Origin of the sequence: Pseudomonas sp. MF6396 (assembly GCF_002018915.1) — a bacterium.
Lineage (GTDB): Bacteria > Pseudomonadota > Gammaproteobacteria > Pseudomonadales > Pseudomonadaceae > Aquipseudomonas > Aquipseudomonas palmensis.
On the sequence record NZ_MVOK01000035.1, the window covers coordinates 25,767 to 46,369 of the forward strand.

14 protein-coding genes and 1 rRNA gene are annotated in these 20,603 nt (G+C 67.0%); 6 read left to right on the plus strand and 9 right to left on the minus strand.

From position 1 onward, the window contains the following. Window positions 1-18: 18 nt before the first annotated feature. Genes MF6396_RS25240 through MF6396_RS25260 form a run of 5 tightly spaced genes read left to right on the plus strand, consistent with a single transcriptional unit; the run spans window position 19 to window position 5,112 of the window. Complete coding sequence (locus MF6396_RS25240) at window positions 19-1,776, plus strand: bifunctional alpha/beta hydrolase/class I SAM-dependent methyltransferase (protein WP_078481794.1); 1,758 nt, start codon at window positions 19-21, stop codon at window positions 1,774-1,776. Further along, the gene (locus MF6396_RS25245) at window positions 1,773-3,092 is read left to right on the plus strand and encodes a phosphatase PAP2/dual specificity phosphatase family protein (protein WP_078481795.1); all 1,320 of its coding nucleotides are present in this window, start codon (window positions 1,773-1,775) and stop codon (window positions 3,090-3,092) included. Before MF6396_RS25240 ends, MF6396_RS25245 begins: the two co-directional genes overlap by 4 nt. Continuing rightward, a complete protein-coding gene (locus MF6396_RS25250) occupies window positions 3,089-3,544 on the plus strand; it encodes a hypothetical protein (protein ID WP_078481796.1) in 456 nt (151 codons plus the stop codon). The genes MF6396_RS25245 and MF6396_RS25250 overlap by 4 nt, the downstream gene beginning before the upstream one ends. Window positions 3,545-3,554: 10 nt before the next feature. Continuing rightward, entirely contained in the window at window positions 3,555-4,178 is a 624-nt protein-coding gene (locus MF6396_RS25255; protein ID WP_078481797.1) for a lysophospholipid acyltransferase family protein, read from the plus strand. A 1-nt stretch (window position 4,179) separates the two neighbouring features. Further along, a complete protein-coding gene (locus MF6396_RS25260) occupies window positions 4,180-5,112 on the plus strand; it encodes a phosphatidate cytidylyltransferase (RefSeq protein WP_043860712.1) in 933 nt (310 codons plus the stop codon). Between the two features lie 78 nt (window positions 5,113-5,190). On the opposite strand, the gene mmsB is transcribed toward MF6396_RS25260, so the two are convergent. Further along, the gene (mmsB, locus tag MF6396_RS25265; protein WP_078481798.1) at window positions 5,191-6,078 is read right to left on the minus strand and encodes a 3-hydroxyisobutyrate dehydrogenase; all 888 of its coding nucleotides are present in this window, start codon (window positions 6,076-6,078) and stop codon (window positions 5,191-5,193) included. Between the two features lie 10 nt (window positions 6,079-6,088). Continuing rightward, window positions 6,089-7,615, minus strand: a complete 1,527-nt coding sequence (locus MF6396_RS25270) for a CoA-acylating methylmalonate-semialdehyde dehydrogenase (protein WP_043860714.1) — start codon at window positions 7,613-7,615, stop codon at window positions 6,089-6,091. 134 nt (window positions 7,616-7,749) lie between these two features. Between MF6396_RS25270 and MF6396_RS25275 the strand changes: the two genes are divergently transcribed. Further along, the gene (locus MF6396_RS25275; RefSeq protein ID WP_043860715.1) at window positions 7,750-8,697 is read left to right on the plus strand and encodes a LysR family transcriptional regulator; all 948 of its coding nucleotides are present in this window, start codon (window positions 7,750-7,752) and stop codon (window positions 8,695-8,697) included. Here the strand turns inward: MF6396_RS25275 and MF6396_RS25280 are convergent. From MF6396_RS25280 to rrf, 7 genes are all read right to left on the minus strand, one after another. Continuing rightward, a complete protein-coding gene (locus MF6396_RS25280; RefSeq protein WP_238596476.1) occupies window positions 8,694-9,185 on the minus strand; it encodes an OmpA family protein in 492 nt (163 codons plus the stop codon). The genes MF6396_RS25275 and MF6396_RS25280 overlap by 4 nt on opposite strands. A gap of 5 nt (window positions 9,186-9,190) precedes the next feature. Next, window positions 9,191-10,468 (minus strand): diguanylate cyclase domain-containing protein, encoded by a 1,278-nt coding sequence (locus MF6396_RS25285; RefSeq protein ID WP_043860716.1) that lies wholly within the window; start codon window positions 10,466-10,468, stop codon window positions 9,191-9,193. Further along, the gene (locus tag MF6396_RS25290) at window positions 10,465-11,040 is read right to left on the minus strand and encodes a YfiR family protein (protein WP_043860717.1); all 576 of its coding nucleotides are present in this window, start codon (window positions 11,038-11,040) and stop codon (window positions 10,465-10,467) included. The genes MF6396_RS25285 and MF6396_RS25290 overlap by 4 nt, the downstream gene beginning before the upstream one ends. Window positions 11,041-11,155: 115 nt before the next feature. Beyond that, the gene (gene recD, locus MF6396_RS25295; RefSeq protein WP_078481800.1) at window positions 11,156-13,234 is read right to left on the minus strand and encodes an exodeoxyribonuclease V subunit alpha; all 2,079 of its coding nucleotides are present in this window, start codon (window positions 13,232-13,234) and stop codon (window positions 11,156-11,158) included. Further along, on the minus strand, window positions 13,231-16,914 hold the full coding sequence (gene recB, locus MF6396_RS25300; RefSeq protein ID WP_078481801.1) for an exodeoxyribonuclease V subunit beta: 3,684 nt from the start codon (window positions 16,912-16,914) through the stop codon (window positions 13,231-13,233). Before recB ends, recD begins: the two co-directional genes overlap by 4 nt. Continuing rightward, window positions 16,911-20,390 (minus strand): exodeoxyribonuclease V subunit gamma, encoded by a 3,480-nt coding sequence (gene recC, locus MF6396_RS25305; RefSeq protein WP_078481802.1) that lies wholly within the window; start codon window positions 20,388-20,390, stop codon window positions 16,911-16,913. Before recC ends, recB begins: the two co-directional genes overlap by 4 nt. 135 nt (window positions 20,391-20,525) lie before the next feature. Further along, window positions 20,526-20,603, minus strand: a 5S ribosomal RNA gene (gene rrf, locus MF6396_RS29640); the annotation flags it as partial.

Below are 20,603 nucleotides of genomic sequence, written 5' to 3' on the forward strand. Positions count from 1 at the left end.
CAGATAAGGATATTTGCCATGCGCACCGCGCAATCCCTGCATTTCACCACCCATGACGGCGTAGAGCTGCATTACCGCCACTGGCCGGCCAACCGCCAGCCAGGCCAGCCGCGCCGCGCCGTGGTGCTGTTCCACCGTGGCCACGAACACGGCGGGCGCATGGCCCACCTGGTGGATGAACTCGACCTGCCCGGCCATGACTTCTTCGCCTGGGACGCCCGTGGCCATGGCGAGTCGCCCGGGGCCCGTGGCGACAGCCCGAGCTTCGCGTGCAGCGTGCGCGATGTGCAGACCTTCATCGAGCACATCGCCCGCGAGCATGCCATCGACGAACAGGACATGGCGGTGCTGGCGCAAAGTGTCGGCGCCGTGCTGATCGCAACCTGGGCGCATGACTATGCGCCGAAGGTGCGCTGCCTGGTGCTCGCCTCGCCGGCCTTCAAGGTCAAGCTGTACGTGCCGTTCGCCCGCCCGGGGCTCAAGCTGATGCGCGCCTGGCGCGGCAACTTCTTCGTCAACAGCTACGTCAAGCCGCGCCTGCTCAGCCACGACCCCGAGCGCATCGCCTCGTATGAAAACGACCCGCTGATCAGCCGGCCGATTTCGGTGAACATGCTGCTGGGGCTGTACGAAGCTGCCGATCGCGTGGTGGCCGATGCCCAGGCGATCCAGGTGCCGACCCAATTGCTGATTTCCGGCGCCGACTTCGTGGTCAAGCGCCAGCCGCAGGAGCAGTTCTTCGAGCGCCTGGGCAGCGTACACAAGGAAAAGCACGTGCTGCCCGGCTTCTTCCACGACACCCTCGGCGAGCGTGATCGCGGGCATGCGCTGGCGCGTATCCGGCGCTTCGTGGAGCACTGCTTCAGCGTGGCGCCCCAGCGCCCGTCGCTGCTCGATGCCGACCAGCTCGGCGCCGCCTGCGCCGAGGCCGAAAGCCTGGCCGCGCCGCTGCCGCGCAACTCGCCGGCCGACCTGTACTGGCGCGCAACCCGCGCCGGCCTGCGCCTGGGCAAGGGCCTGTCGAGTGGGGTCAAGCTGGGCTTCGACACCGGTTTCGATTCGGGCAGCACGCTGGACTACGTCTACCGCAACCAGGCCACCGGCAAGGGCAAGCTGGGCCGCATGATCGACCGCAACTACCTCGACGCCATCGGCTGGAAGGGCATCCGCCAGCGCAAGCTGCATGTGGAAGAGCTGTTGCGCCTGGCCATCGAGCGCCTGCGCGAACAAGGCGCACCGGTGCATATCGTCGACATCGCCGCCGGCCATGGCCGCTACATTCTCGAAGCCCTGCAGGGCCTGGAGCAGCGCCCGGATTCGATCCTGCTGCGCGACTACAGCGAGCTCAACGTGCGCGAAGGCACGGCGCTGATCGAACACAAAGGCCTGGCCGACATCGCCCGCTTCGTGCAGGGCGATGCCTTCGATGCGCAGAGCCTGGCCACCCTTGAACCGCGTCCGAGCCTGGCGGTGGTATCGGGGCTGTATGAACTGTTCGCCAGCAACCAGATGGTCGGCGACTCGCTGGGTGGCCTGGCCCAGGCCGTGGCGCCGGGCGGCTACCTGGTGTACACCGGCCAGCCGTGGCACCCGCAGCTGGAGATGATCGCCCGCGCCCTGACCAGCCACCGCGCCGGTCAGGCCTGGGTGATGCGTCGGCGCAGCCAGGTGGAGATGGACCAGCTGGTGGAAGCGGCAGGCTTTCGCAAGGTGTGCCAGCGCATCGACGAGTGGGGCATCTTCAGCGTCAGCCTGGCCCAGCGAGTTGCTGAATGAGCACAGTGCGCGAGCCGGGCCTGATCCGGCGCGGCGTGCTCTGGCTGCTGTTGCTCGGGCCGCTGTTCTTCTTGAGCTATGGCCTGAGCAACACCTTCACCGCCGGGCGCAGCGACGTCGGCAGCCTGGTGTTCGCCTGGGAAAGCAGCATCCCGCTGTGGCCGTGGACCATCCTGCCGTACTGGTCCATCGACCTGCTGTACGGGTTGTCCTTCCTGCTGCCGCTCAGCCGCCTGGAGATGGACCGGCATGCCTTGCGCCTGCTGAGCGCACAGTTGATCTGCATCGCCGGCTTTCTGCTGTGGCCGCTGCGCTTCACCTTCGAGCGCCCTGAACTGCAGGGTGTGTTCGGCTGGCTGTTCGATGTGCTGATGGGCTTCGACAAGCCGTTCAACCAGGCCCCTTCGCTGCACATCGCGCTGTTGGTGATCATCTGGGCGATGTTCGCCCGGCACACCCGTGGGCGGCTGATGCGCTGGCTGCTGCATGGCTGGATGGGGTTGATCGGTTTGTCGGTGCTGACCACCTGGCAGCACCACTTCATCGACGTGCCCAGTGGCGCAGTGGCAGGCGCGCTGTGTGTATGGCTGTGGCCCGTGGAGGGCCGGCCGGTACTGGGCAGCCTGCAGCCGACCCGTGACCGCCGGCGCTGGCGCCTGGCCGCGTACTACGCGCTGGGCAGCGCCGTGCTGGGTGGGCTGGCGCTGTATGCCGGCGGTATCGCCCTGTTGCTGTTGTGGCCCGCCCTCGCACTGCTGATGGTGGCGCTCAACTATGCCGTGTTGGGCGCCGAGGGGTTTCAGAAAGGCCAGAGCGGCCAGTTGTCGTATGCCGCGCGCTGGCTGCTGGCGCCGTACCTGATCGGCGCCTGGCTCAATTCGCGTTGGTGGACGCGCCGCCATCCACAGGCCGACGAGGTGTGCGAGGGGGTGTACCTGGGGCGGGTGCCTGCACGAGGTCAGGCGGCATCGTTTGCCGCGGTGGTCGACCTGTGTGCAGAACTGCCGGCGGCACACACGCCGGGCCAGGCCTATTGCAGCCTGCCCTGCCTGGACCTGGTGGTGCCCAGTGCCGAACGTTGCCGCGAGGCGGCCCAGGCCATCGAGCGACTGCGCCAGCAGGGCCCGCTACTGGTGTGCTGCGCCCTGGGTTACTCGCGCAGTGCCTGCGCCGTGGCCGCCTGGCTGGTACTCGGCGGGCGCTGCCAGAACGCGCAGCAGGCCCAGCAACTGATCGCCCAGGCCCGCCCCGGGGTCGTGCTGCACCCGGCGCACCGCGAGGTGATCGACAGCCTGCCGGCGGGGGGCGGCCTGTGAGTAGCCAGACCCACCTGGCGCTGGTGGCCAGCCTGTTGCGGCGCGGGCGCCAGGTGGAACGCCTGTCGGACGGCATCAGCCTGCTGGCGCTGGCCTATGGCCTGGCGCCACTTGCCGGCGCGCCGGCCCCTGTGATCGGCGCCCTGTTGTGCGTACTGCTGCTGGCAGCCGGCCTGCTGCAAAAATACTGGGGCATGCGGGTTGCGCTGGACGCCGAGCTGTTCGCGCACCTGGCCACCCAGGCCGCAACCTTGTCGCCAACTACCCGCGCGCTGGACCAGGCGCTGTTCGACCTGGGCCTCAAGCCCGCCCCGGTCGACGACCGCGACTGGCAGGCGCGCAGCCGGGCCGCACTGCGCCTGATGCGCCAGCAACTGCTGTGCCTTGGCGTGCAGGTACTGCTGGCGATTGCCGGCATCCTGTGCCTGCCCTGGCTTTCTCTCGTCGGATAAGGACCTCGTCATGCTAGCCGCCCTCACCGTCTTCGGCATCACCTCGGTGGCCCGCCTGATCACGGGCGCCCGCGCCCTGTGGCTGGGCTGTACACCGCAGCCGGTGCAACGCCTGTACTACGCCAACCACAGCAGCCACGGGGACTTCGTGCTGATCTGGGCCTCGCTGCCCCAGGAACTGCGCCGGCACACCCGCCCGGTGGCCGGGGCCGATTACTGGCAAAAACCGGGCATTCGCCAATTTCTGATCAACCGGGTGTTCAACGGCGTGCTGATCGACCGCCAGCACAGCGAGGCTCAGAGCGACCCCTTGCAGCCGATCCATGCGGCGCTGGAGCAGGGCGACTCGCTGATCTTCTTCCCCGAAGGCACGCGCAACCTGGGCGACGAGCCCTTGCTGGCGTTCAAGAGCGGGCTGTTCCATCTGGCCAGTGCCCACCCCGAGGTGGAGCTGATCCCGGTGTGGATCGCCAACCTCAACCGGGTGATGCCCAAGGGCCGTGCCCTGCCCCTGCCGCTGCTGTGCACCCTGAGCTTCGGCGAGCCGCTGCAACGCTTGCCCGATGACAGCAAGCACGCGTTTCTGGAACGGGCACGCCTTGCCCTGCTGGCCCTGGCCCCCAAGGAATCCTGAGATGGACCACAACACACTTCTGCTGTTTGCCGGTATCGGTGGCCTGCTGCTGCTCGCCAGCCTGATCGGGCGCCTGCTCAAATGGCGCGCGGGCCCGGCCCCGCACGCGGTCATCGACAACCTCAATGCGCGCATCAATGCCTGGTGGGTGATGGTGCTGGTGATCGGCCTGGCCTTCGTGTTCGGCAAGCTGGGGGTCATCCTGCTGTTCTATTGCGTGTCGTTCTATGCGCTGCGCGAGTTCCTCACCCTCACGCCCACCCGGCGTGGCGACTACCCGGCACTGGTGGCGGCGTTCTATGTGGCGCTGCCGGTGCAGTACCTGCTGATCGCGATGGACTGGTACGGGTTGTTCAGTATCTTCATCCCGGTGTACCTGTTCTTGCTGCTGCCGATCCTGGCCAGTTTCGGCGGCGATACCACGCGCTTTCTGGAGCGGGCCTCGAAGGTGCAGTGGGGGCTGATGATCGCGGTGTACTGCCTGTCGTCGGTACCGGCCCTGATGACGCTGGATATCCCCGGGTTCGAGGGGCGCAACCTGCTGTTGATCGCCTGGCTGATTCTGGTGGTGCAGATTTCCGATGTATTGCAGTACGTGTGCGGCAAGCTGTTCGGCAAGCGCAAGGTGGCGCCGCGGCTGTCGCCGTCCAAGACGCTGGAGGGGTTGCTGGGCGGTGTGGCGCTGGCCACGCTGATCGGCGCGACGCTGTTCTGGATCACCCCGTTCACCTTCTGGCAGGCGGCGCTGATGGCGCTGACCGTGAACGTCATGGGCTTCTTCGGCGGGCTGGTGATGTCGGCGATCAAGCGTGACCGCGGGGTGAAGGACTGGGGGCACATGATCGAGGGGCACGGCGGCATGCTGGACCGCATGGATTCGGTGTGTTTCGCGGCGCCGGTGTTCTTTCACTTTGTACGTTACTGGTGGGCTTGAGGGCCCTTTCGCCGGCAAGGCCGGCTCCTACAGGCAACACGTTCACCTGTAGGAGCCAGCCTTGCTGGCGAAGCTTTTCTACTCGGGCTTGCGGTAGCCCTCGATGATCGCCGAGAAGTCCTTGCCACCCTCCCCGCGCAGGCTCATCGCCTGGTACAGCTGCTGCGCCACCGCGCCCAGAATCACCGGCTGGTGCGCCTGACGCGCCGCCTCGGTGGCCAGCCCCAGGTCCTTGAGCATCAGCTCCGCACCAAAGCCACCGGTGTACCCGCGTGATGCCGGCGCCGTCTCGACGATGCCCGGCCACGGGTTGTAGGTGTCCGAACTCCAGCAACGCCCGGTGGAGCTGTTGATGATGCCGGCCAGCACCTTGGTGTCGATGCCCAGGGCATTGCCCAGGGCCATGGCCTCGGACACGCCGATCATCGAGATGCCCAGCAGCAGGTTGTTGCAGATCTTGGCGATCTGCCCGGTACCCACCTCGCCGCAGTGCACGATGTTGCGCCCCATCTGCGCCAGCACCGGCTGCAGGGTGGCGAACAGCGCCTCACTGGCGCCGACCATGAAGGTCAGGGTACCCGCCGCCGCGCCGCCGGTGCCGCCCGACACCGGTGCATCGGCCAGGTCCACACCCTGCCTGGCCGCCGCTGCATGCACCGCACGCACGGTCTGCGGGTCGATGGTGCTGCAGTCCACTACCGGGGTACCGGCGCGCACGCCGGCCAGCACGCCGTCTTCGTTGAGGTAAACGCTGCGCACATGGGCAGCGGCCGGCAGCATGGTGATGACCAGCTCGCTGGCGCTCGCCGCGTCCTTGGGCGAGGCACTGATCTGCCCGCCGAGTTCGGCCAGTTCTGCCAGTACGTCCTTGTTCAGGTCGAACAGACTGAGCTGATGGCCGGCCTTGATCAGGTTGCGCGCCATCGGCGCGCCCATGTTGCCCAGCCCGATGAATGCAATACGCATGGTCGACTCCTTAACGCAGGCTGATGGTGGTGTTCACGCCATCGTTGACGCTGTCGTCGTCGAACCAGCGCGCGGTGACGGTCTTGGTCTGGGTATAGAACTGCACCACTTGCTTGCCGTAGGGGCCCAGGTCACCCAGCTTGGAGCCGCGCGAACCGGTGAAACTGAAGAACGGTACCGGCACCGGGATCGGAATGTTGATGCCCACCTGGCCCACGTCGATCTCGCTCTGGAACTTGCGCGCCGCGGCGCCGCTCTGGGTGAACAGGCCGGTGCCGTTGCCGAACGGGTTGCGGTTGACCAGGGCGATGGCCTCGTCGAGGGTGTCGACCTCCAGCACCACAAGCACCGGGCCGAAGATTTCCTGGGTGTAGATCTGCATGTCGGTGGTCACGCCGGAGAACAGCGTGGGGCCGACGAAGTTGCCCTGCTCGTAGCCGGGCACCTGCACGTCGCGGCCATCGAGTTCGAGGGTGGCGCCTTCCTTGATGCCGCTTTCGATCAGGCCCAGCACACGCTCCTTGGCGCGCTTGGAGATCAGCGGGCCCACATCGGTGCCAGGCTCGCTGCCGGCGTTGACCTTGAGCTTGGCGGCCAGGGCCTTGAGCTCCGGCAGCCATTCGCGGGCCTTGCCCACCAGCACCGCCACCGAGGTGGCCATGCAGCGTTGGCCGGCAGCGCCGAAACCGGCACCTACCAGGGCATTGAGGGTTTGCGTGCGGTTGGCGTCGGGCAGCACCACGGCGTGGTTCTTGGCGCCCATCATCGACTGCACGCGCTTGCCGTGCTGGCCGGCCAGGTTGTACACGTGGGTACCGACCTCGGTGGAGCCGACGAACGAGATCGCCTTGATGTCGGTATGGGTGCACAGCGCATCCACCACCTGCTTGCCGCCGTGCACCACGTTGAGCACGCCGGCCGGCACACCGGCTTCCAGCGCCAGCTCCACCAGCATCATGGTCGACAGCGGGTCCTGCTCGGACGGCTTGAGCACGAAGGTGTTGCCGCACACGATGGCCATCGGGAACATCCACAGCGGAATCATTGCCGGGAAGTTGAACGGGGTTATGCCGGCGCACACGCCGATGGGCTGGCGCAGGGTGTAGGTATCGACGCCGCCGGCCACGTTCTCGGCGAACTCGCCCATCTGCAGGGTGCCGATGGAGCAGGCATGCTCGACCACTTCAAGGCCGCGGAAGATGTCGCCTTCTGCGTCGGCGATGGTCTTGCCCTGCTCGGCGCTCAGGGTCACGGCGATGCGCTTGGAGTGTTCGCGGATCAGCGCCTGCAGCTTGAGCATGATGCGCATGCGCGCGCCGATCGGAGTGTCGCGCCAGGTCTTGAACGCACGCTGGCCGGCAGCGATGGCGGCATCGACTTCTTCGGCGGTGGCAAAGGGTACGCGGGCCAGCACCTGCTGGGTGGCCGGGTTGACCACGTCGCGCCATTCGGTGGTTTTCGACTCGACCCACTGGCCGTCGATCAGCAGCTTGACGCTGTCGACCTTGGTCTGGCCGGGCGTGAGGGATGCGTTCATGAGGGGTTCTCCTGGATTTATTGTTAGGGAGAGAAACGCCGACGCGGCAGCCGCGACGGTGCTTGGGTCCTGGGCTGAATTGGAGTATAGATGTGCAAACTTCTAATAAGAACGCACATAAAAGCCGGACCAACATGCAAAAAAACATCACATCCCTGGGGTCGCTGAACTGGGACGACCTCAAGTTCTTCCTCGAAGTGGCGCGCACGCGCAAGGCCAGCAGCGCCGCCAAGCGCCTGGGCGTGGACTACACCACGGTGTCGCGGCGCATCAGTTCGCTGGAGGTGGCGCTGGGCACGTTGCTGTTCGAAAAGTCGCGCACCAGCGGCTTCGTGCTCACCGCCGAGGGGCAGCGCCTGCTCAGCTATGCCGAGGCCATCGAGAGCACCCTGCACATGGCCTGCGAGCAGGTGTCCGGCTCGGGCGTGGCGCTGTCGGGGCATGTGCGCATGGGCTGCACCGAAGGCTTTGGCAGCTTCTTCATCACCCCGCAGTTGAGCCACTTCGTCGATGCCTACCCGGCGATCTCGGTGGATATCCTGCCGCTGCCGCACTTCATCAGCCTGTCCAAACGCGAGGCCGACATCGTGATCGCGCTGGAGCGCCCGGAACACGGGCCCTATGTGTGCTGCAAGCTGTGCGACTACCGCCTGCGCCTGTACGCCACCCGCGACTACCTGGACAACCACGAGCCGATCCTGCGCAGCAGCGACCTGGCCCGGCACCCGTTCATCAGCTACGTGGACGACCTGGCGTTCAGCTCCGAGCTGCTGTACCTGGCCAACCTGCTGCCCACCGCCACCGCACACCTGCGCAGCACCAGCGTGATCGCCCAGTACGTGGCGGCCCAGCAGGGTCGCGGGCTGGCCATCCTGCCGTGTTTTCTGGCCGCACAGGACCCGCGGCTGGTGCCGGTGCTGCCGGGGGAAGTGGAGATTACCCGGCAGTTCTGGATGTACTGCCGGGAAGACTTGCGCAAGCTCAAGCGCATCACGCTGCTGTGGGACTACATCCGCGACGTGACCGAGCGCAACGCGCCCCTGCTGATGGGCGAGTCGCACACGATGAGTTTTGCCGACTAGTCGGAGGCGACCACGATCGCCACGCGGCGGTTTTCGGTGCGGCCGGCGGCGGTGTCGTTGCTGGCCACCGGCTCGCGGCTGCCAAGGCCGCGGGTCTCGACGTTCTCCGGGCGCATGCCCACGCCCACCAGCACCCTGGCCACACTGGCCGCCCTGCGCGCCGACAGCTGTTCGTTGTAGCTGGCCTTGCCGGACGAATCGGTATGGCCATCCACCCGCACCCGCTCGATGTGCACCGACAGCAGCGCCTTGCCGATACGCTCGACGATCTCGCGGCTCTGGGTGTTGAGTGCATCCAGGTCGCTGCCGAACAGCACCTTGCCGGACAGGCCGAAGGTCCAGCCCTCGTCGGTGGGGGTGAACCCCTCCTGTTTGAGCACGGCTATCTGCTCGGGGGTCAGGCCCTTGGGCGGCGGGGTCTGGCAGCCGCCGAGGGCGAAAAAGGCCAGGGCCAGAAAGGCCAGGTGCAAGCGAAGGTATCGAGTCAGGTGAATCACGGTTCAGCTCCTGTTTTTGCGCTGGACGCAGAGAACTCCGCCTCTGCCGACTGGGGCCCGTCACGGGTGTGACGCTTGGCCTGGTACATCGCCGCATCGGCGGCATTGAGCAACTCGGCCGGGGTACGGCCGTCATCGGGAAACACTGCGATGCCTACGCTCAACGAGGTAACGACGCACTGGCCGTCCGGCAGGCGGATAGGCAGGCTCATGCTGGCGGCTATCTTGTCGGCGATACGCTGGGCATCCTCGAAGCGATGCAGAGGGGTAAGCAGCACCGCAAATTCGTCCCCCCCCAGACGCGCCACCAGGTCGTGCTCGCGCAGCTGCGCACGCACCCGGCTGGCCACGGCGACCAGCACCTCGTCGCCTGCGGCATGGCCGTAGCTGTCGTTGATTTCCTTGAAGCGGTCGCTGTCCAGAAACAGCAACGCCAGCCCGTCGCCATGCTTGATCGCGTTGCGCAGGCTGCGGCTCAGGCGGCCCTCGAAGAACGCCCGGTTGGGCAGGCCGGTCAGGCTGTCGTGGCTGGCCTGGTGGGCCAGGGTCTCGTTCTCGCTCTGCAGGTGGTTTTGCCAGGCTTCCATTTCGTCGAGCAGGGCATTGAAGTCGTTGCCCAGCTCGTTGAGTTCGGCGATCTGGGTGGAGGGCACGCGCCGGTCGAAGCTGCGTTCGCGCCGCGCCGCATGGGCCACGCTGGCCAACCCGCGCAGGGGCCCCACGATATCGGCGAACAGCCGGCGCGACAGGTACAGGGCACTTACCGCGCTGAGCGCCGTGCACAGCAGAATGCCCGCCAGACCACTGAGCAGAAAGCGCATCAGGCTGCCGCCCTGGCCAACCAGCTCGATGCGCCCCACCTGCTGGCCCTGGTGCACCACCGGCAGCCGGATCGGCTCTTCGAGCAGGGTCCGGGCGATCTTGAGCTCCAGCTGGTCGAGCATGCCGCCTTCACTGCGCTCCCAACTGGCCAGCAACTGGTCCGCATCGTCGAAGACCTTGACGTTGGCCACTTCCTCGGCCGCAGCAATCAGCGCCAGGGCTTCGTTGGCGGCGCTGCTGTCGTTGAACACCACCGCGGCCTCGACGGTGTAGTTGATCGAACGGGCAATCAGGTGAAGGTTGTGGTTGGCATAGACGCGCAATGCCAGCACCCCCAGCACGGTCAGCGAGATGCCGGCCAGCCCGATGGCCAGCAACGCCACGCCCAGGTGCCCGCGGCTGAGCACCGCGCGCAACGTGGTCCGTTCGCGTGTCTTGAGCCAGCCGATCATGGCTGCAGCGCTCGGCGCCGCGACAATTGCAGCACGCTGGGATGGATGCGCACGCCGCTGCGCGCCACCGAGTCGAGGTTCACGTCAAAGGCCACCTGGGTGTCCTTGACCCGCAGGCAGAACAGGCTGCCGACCGTACAGGGGTCATCCGCTTCGCTGATGCTCAGCACCGGCTTGCCATTGATCGCGCTGATGAGCTGGCTGCGCGCCTCGCCACTGAGCTTGCCGATGTACACCGCATCGCACTGGGTGAGGATGCGCGGATCCCCCGCCAGCAGGCGACGTACGGTCAGCGGCCGGCCGGTGGCCTGGGTGGTCCCCTTGACCAGGTCGTCGGCATATTCGGTAGGGCCGATCAGGCACAGGCGCAGCTGTTCGGGTTCCACCGGCCAGCGCGCGTAACTGAGGATACCCAGTACCACCTGGGTCACTGCCTTGGCCCGCTGCTCGGCCAGTGTGGCGGCCGCGGCGCCCTGGGCCATGCCGTGCAGCGGAAGTACCAGCACCAACGCCGCCAGCAGCATGAGCCTCCAGCGTTTTACACGTCCCGGTGTAAGGGCGGCGACCTTCATATAGGAAATCTCTTAAGACCATGCCTTGCGTGGGGGCAAGATAGCATAACGCCTGCTTTTCCCGCGAGGTCGCCTCCAAAGGCGGATCAGCCGAATCGTCGGCTGCGCCGGCGCCTTACACCTGTTCCAGCATCAGCCCGGAAATACGCTTGACCTTGCGCCGCACCGCCTCCTCGAAAATGCCCTGGCGCGGCTCTATCAGGCTGAAGCAGTCCTTGGCGCGGGTGATGCCGGTGTAGATCAGTTCCTTGGTCAACACCGGGTTCAAGGCGTCGGGAAGCACCAGAACCGTGTGGGAGAACTCCGAGCCCTGGGACTTGTGCACCGTCATGGCGTACACGGTTTCAACCTCACTTAACCGGCTGGGCAGGACGAATCTGACGCCGCCCTGGCCATCGTTCCGAGGAAACGCCACCCGCAGCAACGGTGTGGAGGCCTGGGCGTCCGGCAGGCGCAAGGCAATGCCGATATCGCCGTTCATCAGGCCCAGACCATAGTCGTTGCGCGTCATCAGCACCGGGCGACCTTCGTGCCAGGGCTGTTCGCCATCGATCAGACCGGCCGCCGTCAGCACCTTGCCGACCCGCTGGTTCAGGCCCTCGACACCCCAGGGGCCCTTGCGCACCGCGCACAGCAGCTGGAAGCGCTCGAAGGCGCGCAGCACCTTCAGTGCCCACGCCTCCCAGCGTGGATCGTCAGCGGCGGTATCCGGCGCCGGGCGGGTCTGGCGAATCAGGTGCAGGTACTCACGATAGCCCTGCGGGCTGTCGCCACCGCGGCCCAGCCCCTGCAGCAGCAGGGTATCGAGCTTGCGGTCGTGCTCGCCACTCAGGCGCAGGCTGTGCACGTCGGCAAGACCTTGCTCGAGCAGCGCACGGGCCTGCTCCGGCTGCTGGCCGTTGACCTGGCGCGCCAGCTGGCCGATACCGCTGCCCTCACCAAAGCGGCGCGAATGGCGCAACATCACCACTTGCTGGGGCAAGGGGTCGCGCTGGGCATCGCCCTCGACCAGGCCGCTGCCGGCCAGCGACTCGCCACTGACCTGCTCCAGCCAGCTGCGGGTGGCAGCGCTGTAGCGCCCGGCCTCGGCATCGCGGCACAGGTCGCCCAGCACTGCGCCGGCCTCGACCGACGCCAGCTGGTCCTTGTCCCCGAGCAGAATCAGGCGCGCATGCCCCGGCATCGCCGCCAGCAGGTTGGCCATCATTTCCAGGTCGATCATCGAGGCCTCGTCGACCACCAGCACGTCCAGTGGCAACGGGTTGCCGGCATGGTGACGAAAATGTCGCGAGCCCGGGCGGCTGCCCAGCAGGCGGTGCACGGTGGAGACATCGCTGGGGATGTTGCTGCGCACGGCGTCACTGACGGCCAGCCGCTCCACCTGCTGGCCGATGGATTCGGTAAGACGCGCCGCTGCCTTGCCGGTCGGTGCGGCCAGGCGGATACGCAACGGGCGCCCGACCTCCACGGCCGGGGCCTGCAACAGGGCCAGCAGACGCACCACGGTGGTGGTCTTGCCGGTGCCGGGGCCGCCGGTGATGATGCTGAACGCACTGCGGGTGGCCAGCGCGCAGGCGAGCTTCTGCCAGTCGACCTGACCGGCCAGCGCCGAGCCTTCGAACAGCGCATCCAGGCGGGCGCGCAAATCGGCGGGCGTGGGTTCGGCCTGTTCCAGGCGTTCGCGCAGGGCACTGTCGATGCGCCGTTCATAGGCCCAGTAGCGGCGCAGGTACAGGCGCTGCCCACTCAACACCAGGGGGCGCGAGGCCTGCGCTTCGCTGCTGCCCAGGGCAACCAGCGCGCTGCCTTGCAGGCGCTGGCACCAGGTGGCCAGATCGAGGCGCTCCAGCAGTTGCGAAGGCAGCAGCAAGGGGCCGGCCAGGGCATCGCCCTCGGGTGGCAACGACAGGGCAAAGTCAGGCTCGGCCAGGGTTTCGGCCAGGTCCAGGCACACGTGCCCGTGCCCCAACTGGTGGCTGGCCAGTGCGGCGGCCAGCAGCACCAGCGGGTCGGCCTGCGGGTCGCGTTCGCCGAGGAAAGCCACGAAGGCGCGGTCCAGTGCTCGCAGCCAGCCGCGCTCGACCCATCGATCGAGCAGCGCCAGCAGGTCGGCGCCCACCGTCAACGGCGCCAGGGCCGCCAGATGCCCGGCATCCAGAGGGGTGGGCAACAGGTCGTCGAACGTGCGGCTCATGCGCTGTCTCCGGAAAACAGATCAGGTTGCTGCGGTGCGCTTGCGCCGCTGAACAGGGCATCGAGCCGCTCGATCAGCACGCGCGGCGGCTTGATGAAGTACAAGCCCTGGCTGGCCGCGTGCACCCCACGCAGGAACAGGAACACCGCGCCGCCCACATGCCGGTCGTAGTCGTAGTCGGGCAGGCGGGCACGCAGCTGACGGTGCAGGGCCAGCAGGTACAGCACGTACTGCAGGTCGTAGCGATGCTCGAGGATCGCGCCCTCCATCGCCAGCTCGCTGTAGGCCTGGTCGTCGGTGCCCAGCCAGTTGGACTTGTAGTCGGCCACGTAGTAGCGCCCGTCGTGCTCGAATGCCAGGTCGATGAAGCCCTTGAACATGCCATTGAGCAGCGCCGACTGCGCGGCCGGTCGGGCCGCGCCGTCATGGGTGTGGGTGCATACCAGGCGGTCGAGGGCCAGCACGTCGACCTGATGGCTGGCGAACCAGAACTCCATCTCGATCTGGTACTGGCTCAACTGGCCCAGGGCAACCGGCGCACTGTCCGGTGCCAGGTGCAGCGGTGCGTTCAGCAGGTGTTCGAGCCAGTTGCCGAGGGTGTTGATCCAGCCGGTCCAGTCGCGCCGGTTGCAGCGCTGGGCCACGGTCTTGTGCAGTTGCTCGGGCGCCGCGACCACCTGGTCGAAGCCTTCGTGACCGGCCCATTCGAGCAGCCCGTGGAGGAAGGTGCCGGGGTTGGGGCCACGCGGGAAGCGGTGGATGTCGCCGCCCGTCGCCACGACTTCGCGCAGGGCCTGCGGATCGGCCGGTTCATCATCGAGCAGTTGCTGGGCCTGGGAGCTGCCGGCGGTGAGCAGCTCCTCGCCGATGCGCAGTGCACTGTAGGAGGCGATCCACCAGTTCTCTGCGGCGCGGCGGCGCGGCTGGCGGGCCGGCAGCAGCTCGGCGGTGTTGCGCGGGGCCTGGTAGCGCTGGGTGTCGGCAATCGGCAATACCTGGCTGTGGATGGTCGCGCAACCTTCCTGCAATGCCTGCAGCCAGCCCTCAAGGGCGGTGGAAGCCGGCAGTACAGCGCCGCCGCCCAGCAGGTAGCCGAGCGCGCAGCGGTGCAGCAGCGACTCCTTGCCGGTGCCGCGCTTGAGGTCCGCCACCCCCAGCCAGCACGCGTGCTGGGCACGGGTCAGGGCCACGTAGAGCAGACGCAGGTCTTCGGCCAGGCGCTCGTCATCGGCCAGGGCGATCTGCTCGGCATCAGGGGTCAGGGTCAGCTGGGCATTGCCCTGGGCGTCGTGCCAGCCCAGGGGCAGGCGCTTTCCGTCCACCGGCTTGGCGGTGCTGATGAAGGGCAGGAACACCAGCGGGTATTCCAGCCCCTTGGATTTGTGGATGGTCACCACCTTGACCAGTTGCTCGTCGCTTTCCAGGCGCAGGATCTGTTCTTCACCGGCCTGGCCGGAGCTGGCCAGGTGTTCGCTCAGGTGGCGGATCAGCGCCTGCTCGCCGTCCAGCTCGGTGGCCGCCTGCTGCAGCAGCTCGGCCAGGTGCAGCAGGTTGGTCAGCACCCGTTCGCCATCGCTGCGGCGCATCAGTACCTGGGGCAGGTCGAAGTCGTGCAGCAGGTGACGCAGCATCGGCAGCACGCCCTGGGTGCGCCAGAGGTGGCGATAGTCGCGGAACTTCATGACCCAGTGTTCCCACACCCGCTCGTCCTGGTTGAGCTGGGCCAGCCGGGTCAGCGGCAGGTCGAGGGTGACGCTGGCCAGCGCCGCCTTGAGCAGGCGCTCGCTGTCGGGTTCGGCGCAGGCCTTGAGCCACGCCAGCAGGTCGTGTGCCTCCTGGGCGGCGAACACCGAGTCCTTGTCCGACAGGTAGACGCTGCGTACGTCGCGGGCGGCCAGTTCGGCGCGGATCAGCTGGGCCTCGCGACCGTCGCGAACCAGGATCGCAATGTCCGATGGCAAACAGCCACGCAACGCCTGGCCTGGCTGGACAAAGCCGCTGGTGCCCAGCTGGCCGCCATTGAGCAGGCTGACGATCTGGGTGGCGCAGCTGGCGGCTACCTGTTGGCGATAGACCGCGCCGGACAGCGGCTCGTCGCTTGCCAGGTGCCACAGGTTGAGCGCTGCCAGGGGCTGCCCGTCGACCTGCAGGTGCTCCTTGCGCCCCTGCGCCCTGACCGCCACGAAGGGGACGGGGTTGTCGTCGCCGTCGCGGAACAGGAACGCCCCGCGACCGGCCTCGCGCTGTTCGGCGCGCATGAATACATGGTTGACCGCATCGACCATCGGCTGGCTTGAGCGGTAGTTGGTGTCCAGGCTGTGCAGCCGGCCGTGGGTGGCGCGCCGGGCGCCCAGGTAGGTGAAGATGTCGGCGCCGCGGAAGGCATAGATGGCCTGCTTGGGGTCGCCGATCATGAACAGCCCGGTTTCGCGCACGTCCTCCTCGATGCGATAGATACGCTGGAAGATGCGGTACTGCACCGGGTCGGTGTCCTGGAATTCATCGATCAGGGCCACCGGGAACTGTTCGCGGATCAGCCCGGCCAGGCGCTCGCCGGCCGTCCCGCCCAAGGCCGAGTCGAGACGCAGCAGCATGTCGTCGAAGCCCATTTCGGCGCGGCGGCGCTTTTCCTGCTCGAAGCGTTTCGACACCCAGTTGGCGGCGTGTTCGAGCAGGCGGGCGTCCGGGGTCGGCAACGCCTGCAGCTCCAGGCGCAGGCCGGGCATGGCATCCAGCGCCGGGTGGCTGGGCGGCTCGCCCTTCCAGGCTTCGGCCATGCCTTGCGGGGTGAAGCGGGTGAACCCGGTGCCAATATCCAGCTCCACCGCCTGCTCGTCCTGGGCCCAGGCCGCGATCTTTTCGCACCAGGGTTCGAAATAGCGCGGCTGCATCTTGCGCCCGTCCACCTGCTTGGCGGCATGTGCGGCATGGCACAGTTGCAGCAGTTCCTGGGCCCACTGTGCCCAGGGCGCCTTGAGCTGGCGCAGCCGTTCGGCACGTTGCTGCACCACCGCTTCGATCAGCGCCTGTGGGTCGGCGCTGTCTTCCTCGCTCCGCGTGCGGCCGAACAGCGCGCGCACCCTGGGCAGCAATGCCTCGGGGCTGCTCCAGTGGCTGCGCACCCAGGCCAGGGCCTCGCCGTGCATGGGGTAGCAGAAGCGCCGCCAGTAGTCGCGCATGACCTGGCCGAGCAGCTCGCTGTGGTCGGTCTCCAGGGTCTGGGTGAACAGGCTGCCGCTGTCGAACGCGTGCTCGCGCAGCATCCGCTGGCACCAGCTGTGGATGGTCGAGACGGCGGCTTCGTCCATCCACTGCGCGGCAACGTCCAGGCGGTTGGCGCAGGCGGGCCAGGTGTCCGGGGCGTAGTGCTCGCGCAGTTGCACCAGCAAGGGGTCGGCTTCGGGCAGTTCGCCACGGAAGAACCGCGCCGCTTCGGCCAGGCGGGTGCGAATGCGCTCACGCAGCTCTTTGGTGGCCGCATCGGTGAAGGTCACCACCAGGATCTGTGGCGGCAGCAGCTCGCGCCCGAAGCCCTGCTCGCCGCCATGGCCGAGCACCAGGCGCAGGTACAAGGCAGAGATGGTGAAGGTCTTGCCGGTACCGGCACTGGCTTCGATCAGTTGGCTGCCGTGCAGCGGGAAGGTCAGTGCCAGCGGCGGCTGGTGTGCGTGGGCAGTCATGGATGCGCCTCTTCACTGCCCAGGCGTTGCCAGGCGGCTTCGAACATCGGCCGGTACAGTGCCTCGCACCAGCCCTCGAATTCTTCACTCGCGGTCAGCGCCGCGAAATCACTGAACTGCCGGGCCAGTGCGGTGCTTTCGCTGCGCTCGCCGCGGGTGTTCTGGCCGTCGCCGTCGTAGGCCTTGGCTGCGGCCGTCAGGGCTTTTTCAGGGTCACTCTGGCCGAGCCAGGTGAAGGCGGTCTTGATCGCCACCGGCAGCGGCGCATTCATGCCGGCCTGCCGGGCCACCAGCAGGTCGCCAAGCAGTTCCGCGGCACGCGGTTGCTCCAGCGGGTCGAGCAACAGGGTCACGTCGGTGGCGACCACTGCGCTGCTCAACCGGTGCCCCACGGCACACGCTGCCAGGTGCATGACCCAGGTCGCCACCAGTCGGTGCCACTTGAGTGATTTGCCGCTGCTGATGCCGTTGGGCAAGGTGGTGATGCTCAGCAGCGCCTGGTCGTCACGCTGGTACACCCGCCCCAGCCAGCCTTCGAGCCGCAGCTGGCGATACTCGAAGCTGATCGGCAGCGCACTGTCGATCAGGGTTGGCCATTGGCCGAGCAGTTGAGCGTGTCGCAACAGCAGGTCGGGCAATGGCTCGATCAATTCGGCCTGCAGGCATTCTCCGAAGCCGGCCAGCGGCAGCATGCCGCTGCGTTGCAGGCGACGGGCCTGGGCCTGCAGGGCGTCGGTGCTGTTGGTGGGGTCGGCCAGGGCTGCGCCCAGCAAGCTTTCGCTCAGGCTGTAGCGCTGCAGGGCGTCGAGCACGAAGGGCTCTTCGTCGGCCAGGGGGGCTTCGGCGGCTTCGAAGAACACCTTCAGGCGCTGGCTGAAGAAGTGCCGAACGGGGTGGCGCATGAAGTCCTGGAGCAAGGTCAGGCTCAGGGGTTCTTCGGGCACGAAAGGCTCCAGTTGGTCGGCCTCGGTCGGCAACTGCGTTGGCGGCAGGTGCAGGGCGCGCCATTCGCTGGCATAGCTGAACAGGTTGCTGTGCTTGTGGAAGTAGCGGGCGCTGAACGGTTGCAGGGGGTGTTCCTGCGTCAAGGCGTGCAACAGTTGCAGACCGCCCTCCACTGGGTCGTCGGCCTTGGCCTTGGGGCTGCGCCAGCCGGCGGCGAGGTGATCGCGCAACTGGCCGATGAGCACCGACGCCGGCCGCTCGCTGTTGTCGCGAATGCTGCGGCCCACCCAGCTGACGTACAGTTGCTCACGCGCCGACAGCAACGCTTCGAGCAGCAGGTAACGGTCGTCCTCGCGTCGAGAGCGGTCGCCGGGGCGGTAGTCGCTGCCCATCAGGTCGAAGTCCAGCGGCGGCTGCGCACGCGGGTAGTCACCATCGTTCATGCCCAGCAGGCACACCACCTTGAAGGGGATGGCACGCATGGGCATCAGGGTGCAGAAGTTCACCGAGCCGGCCAGAAAGCGCTGGGACAAGCGCCCCTGGTCCAGGCCGGCGAGCCAGGCTTCGCGCACCACCGTCAACGGCAAGGCGTCCTCGAGCCCGACCGACTCGCAGGTTTGCAGCCAGGTTTCGCACAGGCCCTGCAGTTGCACCAGCAGGTAGTCATCGTGTTCGGTTTCGGCCAGGAAGAACACCTGCAGCAGGGCATGCAGGCGCGTGCCCCATTGCGCCGCCGGTGCCGGCTGCGAGAGCTCGGCATGGGCCACCTCGAGCGCATCGAGCAGGGCCACCAGCGGGCCGATCAGGGCAGCATCGAGGCCGCCGATTTCATCATAGGGTTCGATGTCGTCGCAGCTGTCGCCCGTGCCCACCGCATAGCCCAGCAGCATGCGACGCAGGCCGAATCGCCAGCTGTTCTGCTCGAGGTCATCGGGCAGGCCCAGGCCGGCACGCTGCTGTGCATTGAGGCCCCAGCGCACGCCGGCCCCTTCGATCCAGCGGTGCAACGTGGGCAGGTCGCTTTCCTTGATCGCGAAGCGGGCACGCAGGGCGGGAACATCCAGCAGATCGAGAATCTCGCTCACCGGGAAGCGGCTGTCCGGCAACTTGAGCAGGTGCTCCAGGGCAATCAGCAGCGGGTCGCGGCCGCGCTGGCCCTGGTCGGTCAGGGTGAAGGGAATGTAGCGCGGGTCGTTGCGCCCAAGCTGGCCGAACACGGCGCGGATGTGGGGCGCATAGGTGTTGATGTCCGGCAGCATCACGATCACGTCGCGCGGGCGCAGACCGGGATCGGCGCTGAAGCGGGCGAGCAACTGGTCGTGCAGGATCTCGACCTCGCGCTGCGCGCTGTGGGCCACATGAAAACGCACCGAGCGGTCCTTGGCCGGGTCGACGGCGGGCCACAAGGCGCGGGTCTCGACCAATGGGCGCAGTTCGAGAATGTCGTCCTGCAACTGGTTGAGCAGAGTGGCCTGCCCGTTTTCGGTGAACAGGTCGATGCGCCCGTCACTGAACACATTGCGATAGCTGCCCGGGTCATCGTAGCTGTCGAGCAGGTTGATGTAGTCCCGGCCCTGCTTGCCCCAGGCCGCAAGCAGCGGATGGGCATGCTGGTGCAGGGTGTCGGCGTCGATCAGGCTGGGCATGCCTTGCTTGCGCTGCTGGCGCTTGTACTGATGGCGCAGCAGGTCCTTGTCGGCGACGATATCGGCCCAGTGGTGACGGCAGGGGTTGTGCACGCATAGCAGCACCTGGCTGAAACGTGCCAGGCCTGCCAGCGCTTCAAGGGCCTGGGCCGGCAACGAAGAAATGCCGAACACGATGACACGCGATGGCAGGCCCTTGGGGGCTTGTTCCAGTGCATTGATGCGCTCGACGAAACGCTGGTGCACGCCGGCACGGCTCTGAGCCATGCCTTCCTCTCCCACATCGAGCAGCAAGGCACGCCACAGCTCTGCCTGCCAGCAGTTGGCGGGGGCCAGCGTACGGGAGTCGCCGCGAGCGTTGCTCAGCACGTGACGTCCGGCTGCCCAGTCCTTCAGCCAATCGGCACGGTACACCTGGTATTGGTCGAACAGGTCGGCAAGGCGCTCGGCCAGCTGGTAGCGCTTGCGCAGGTCGCTGTCATCGGTAAGAAAGCGCTGCAACGGCTCGAAATGCGGCTGGTTGATCACTTCCGGCAGCAGGCGCATCAGGCGCCAGGTCAAGGGCGCCTTGTCGAGCGGGGAGGTTTCAGGAATCTCTTCGCGGCCAAGTACCCGGCGGTACAGCTGCCACATGAAGCTACCAGGCAATTGCACATCGATGGCGGCCGCGATGCCGCAACCGCCCTGGTCATCGTCCTGCGGGTCTTCGGCCAGGGCCAGCTTGAGCCACTGGGCGATACCGTTGCTCTGCACCAGCACCATCTCGTTTTCCAGGGGTGCCAGCGGATAACGCCGCATCAGGCTCACCACCAGGCCACGCAGTTCATCCAGGTGGTTGCCGTGAACGACCATGAATCCCGGTTGAAGCGTGCTTGCATGCGGCATGGGGCATCCCTTGGGCTGTGCGGATTTTGGGGGGAACCTTATCACGGTCTGCGTACAGACCGAGGGCCTGCAGCTTTTCGGCCCACAAAGACAAAACCCCTACCTGCAGATGCAGATAGGGGTTTCGGAATTTAATCTTGACGATGACCTACTCTCACATGGGGAAACCCCACACTACCATCGGCGATGCATCGTTTCACTACTGAGTTCGGG

Bases quoted from the DNA above. Each gene is read 5' to 3' on its own strand.
- MF6396_RS25240 (WP_078481794.1), top strand. From the start codon at position 19: ATGCGCACCGCGCAATCCCTGCATTTCACCACCCATGACGGCGTAGAG.
- MF6396_RS25245 (WP_078481795.1), top strand. From the start codon at position 1,773: ATGAGCACAGTGCGCGAGCCGGGCCTGATCCGGCGCGGCGTGCTCTGG.
- MF6396_RS25255 (WP_078481797.1), top strand. From the start codon at position 3,555: ATGCTAGCCGCCCTCACCGTCTTCGGCATCACCTCGGTGGCCCGCCTG.
- MF6396_RS25260 (WP_043860712.1), top strand. From the start codon at position 4,180: ATGGACCACAACACACTTCTGCTGTTTGCCGGTATCGGTGGCCTGCTG.
- mmsB (WP_078481798.1), bottom strand. From the start codon at position 6,078: ATGCGTATTGCATTCATCGGGCTGGGCAACATGGGCGCGCCGATGGCG.
- MF6396_RS25270 (WP_043860714.1), bottom strand. From the start codon at position 7,615: ATGAACGCATCCCTCACGCCCGGCCAGACCAAGGTCGACAGCGTCAAG.
- MF6396_RS25275 (WP_043860715.1), top strand. From the start codon at position 7,750: ATGCAAAAAAACATCACATCCCTGGGGTCGCTGAACTGGGACGACCTC.
- MF6396_RS25285 (WP_043860716.1), bottom strand. From the start codon at position 10,468: ATGATCGGCTGGCTCAAGACACGCGAACGGACCACGTTGCGCGCGGTG.
- MF6396_RS25290 (WP_043860717.1), bottom strand. From the start codon at position 11,040: ATGAAGGTCGCCGCCCTTACACCGGGACGTGTAAAACGCTGGAGGCTC.
- recD (WP_078481800.1), bottom strand. From the start codon at position 13,234: ATGAGCCGCACGTTCGACGACCTGTTGCCCACCCCTCTGGATGCCGGG.
- recB (WP_078481801.1), bottom strand. From the start codon at position 16,914: ATGACTGCCCACGCACACCAGCCGCCGCTGGCACTGACCTTCCCGCTG.
- recC (WP_078481802.1), bottom strand. From the start codon at position 20,390: ATGCCGCATGCAAGCACGCTTCAACCGGGATTCATGGTCGTTCACGGC.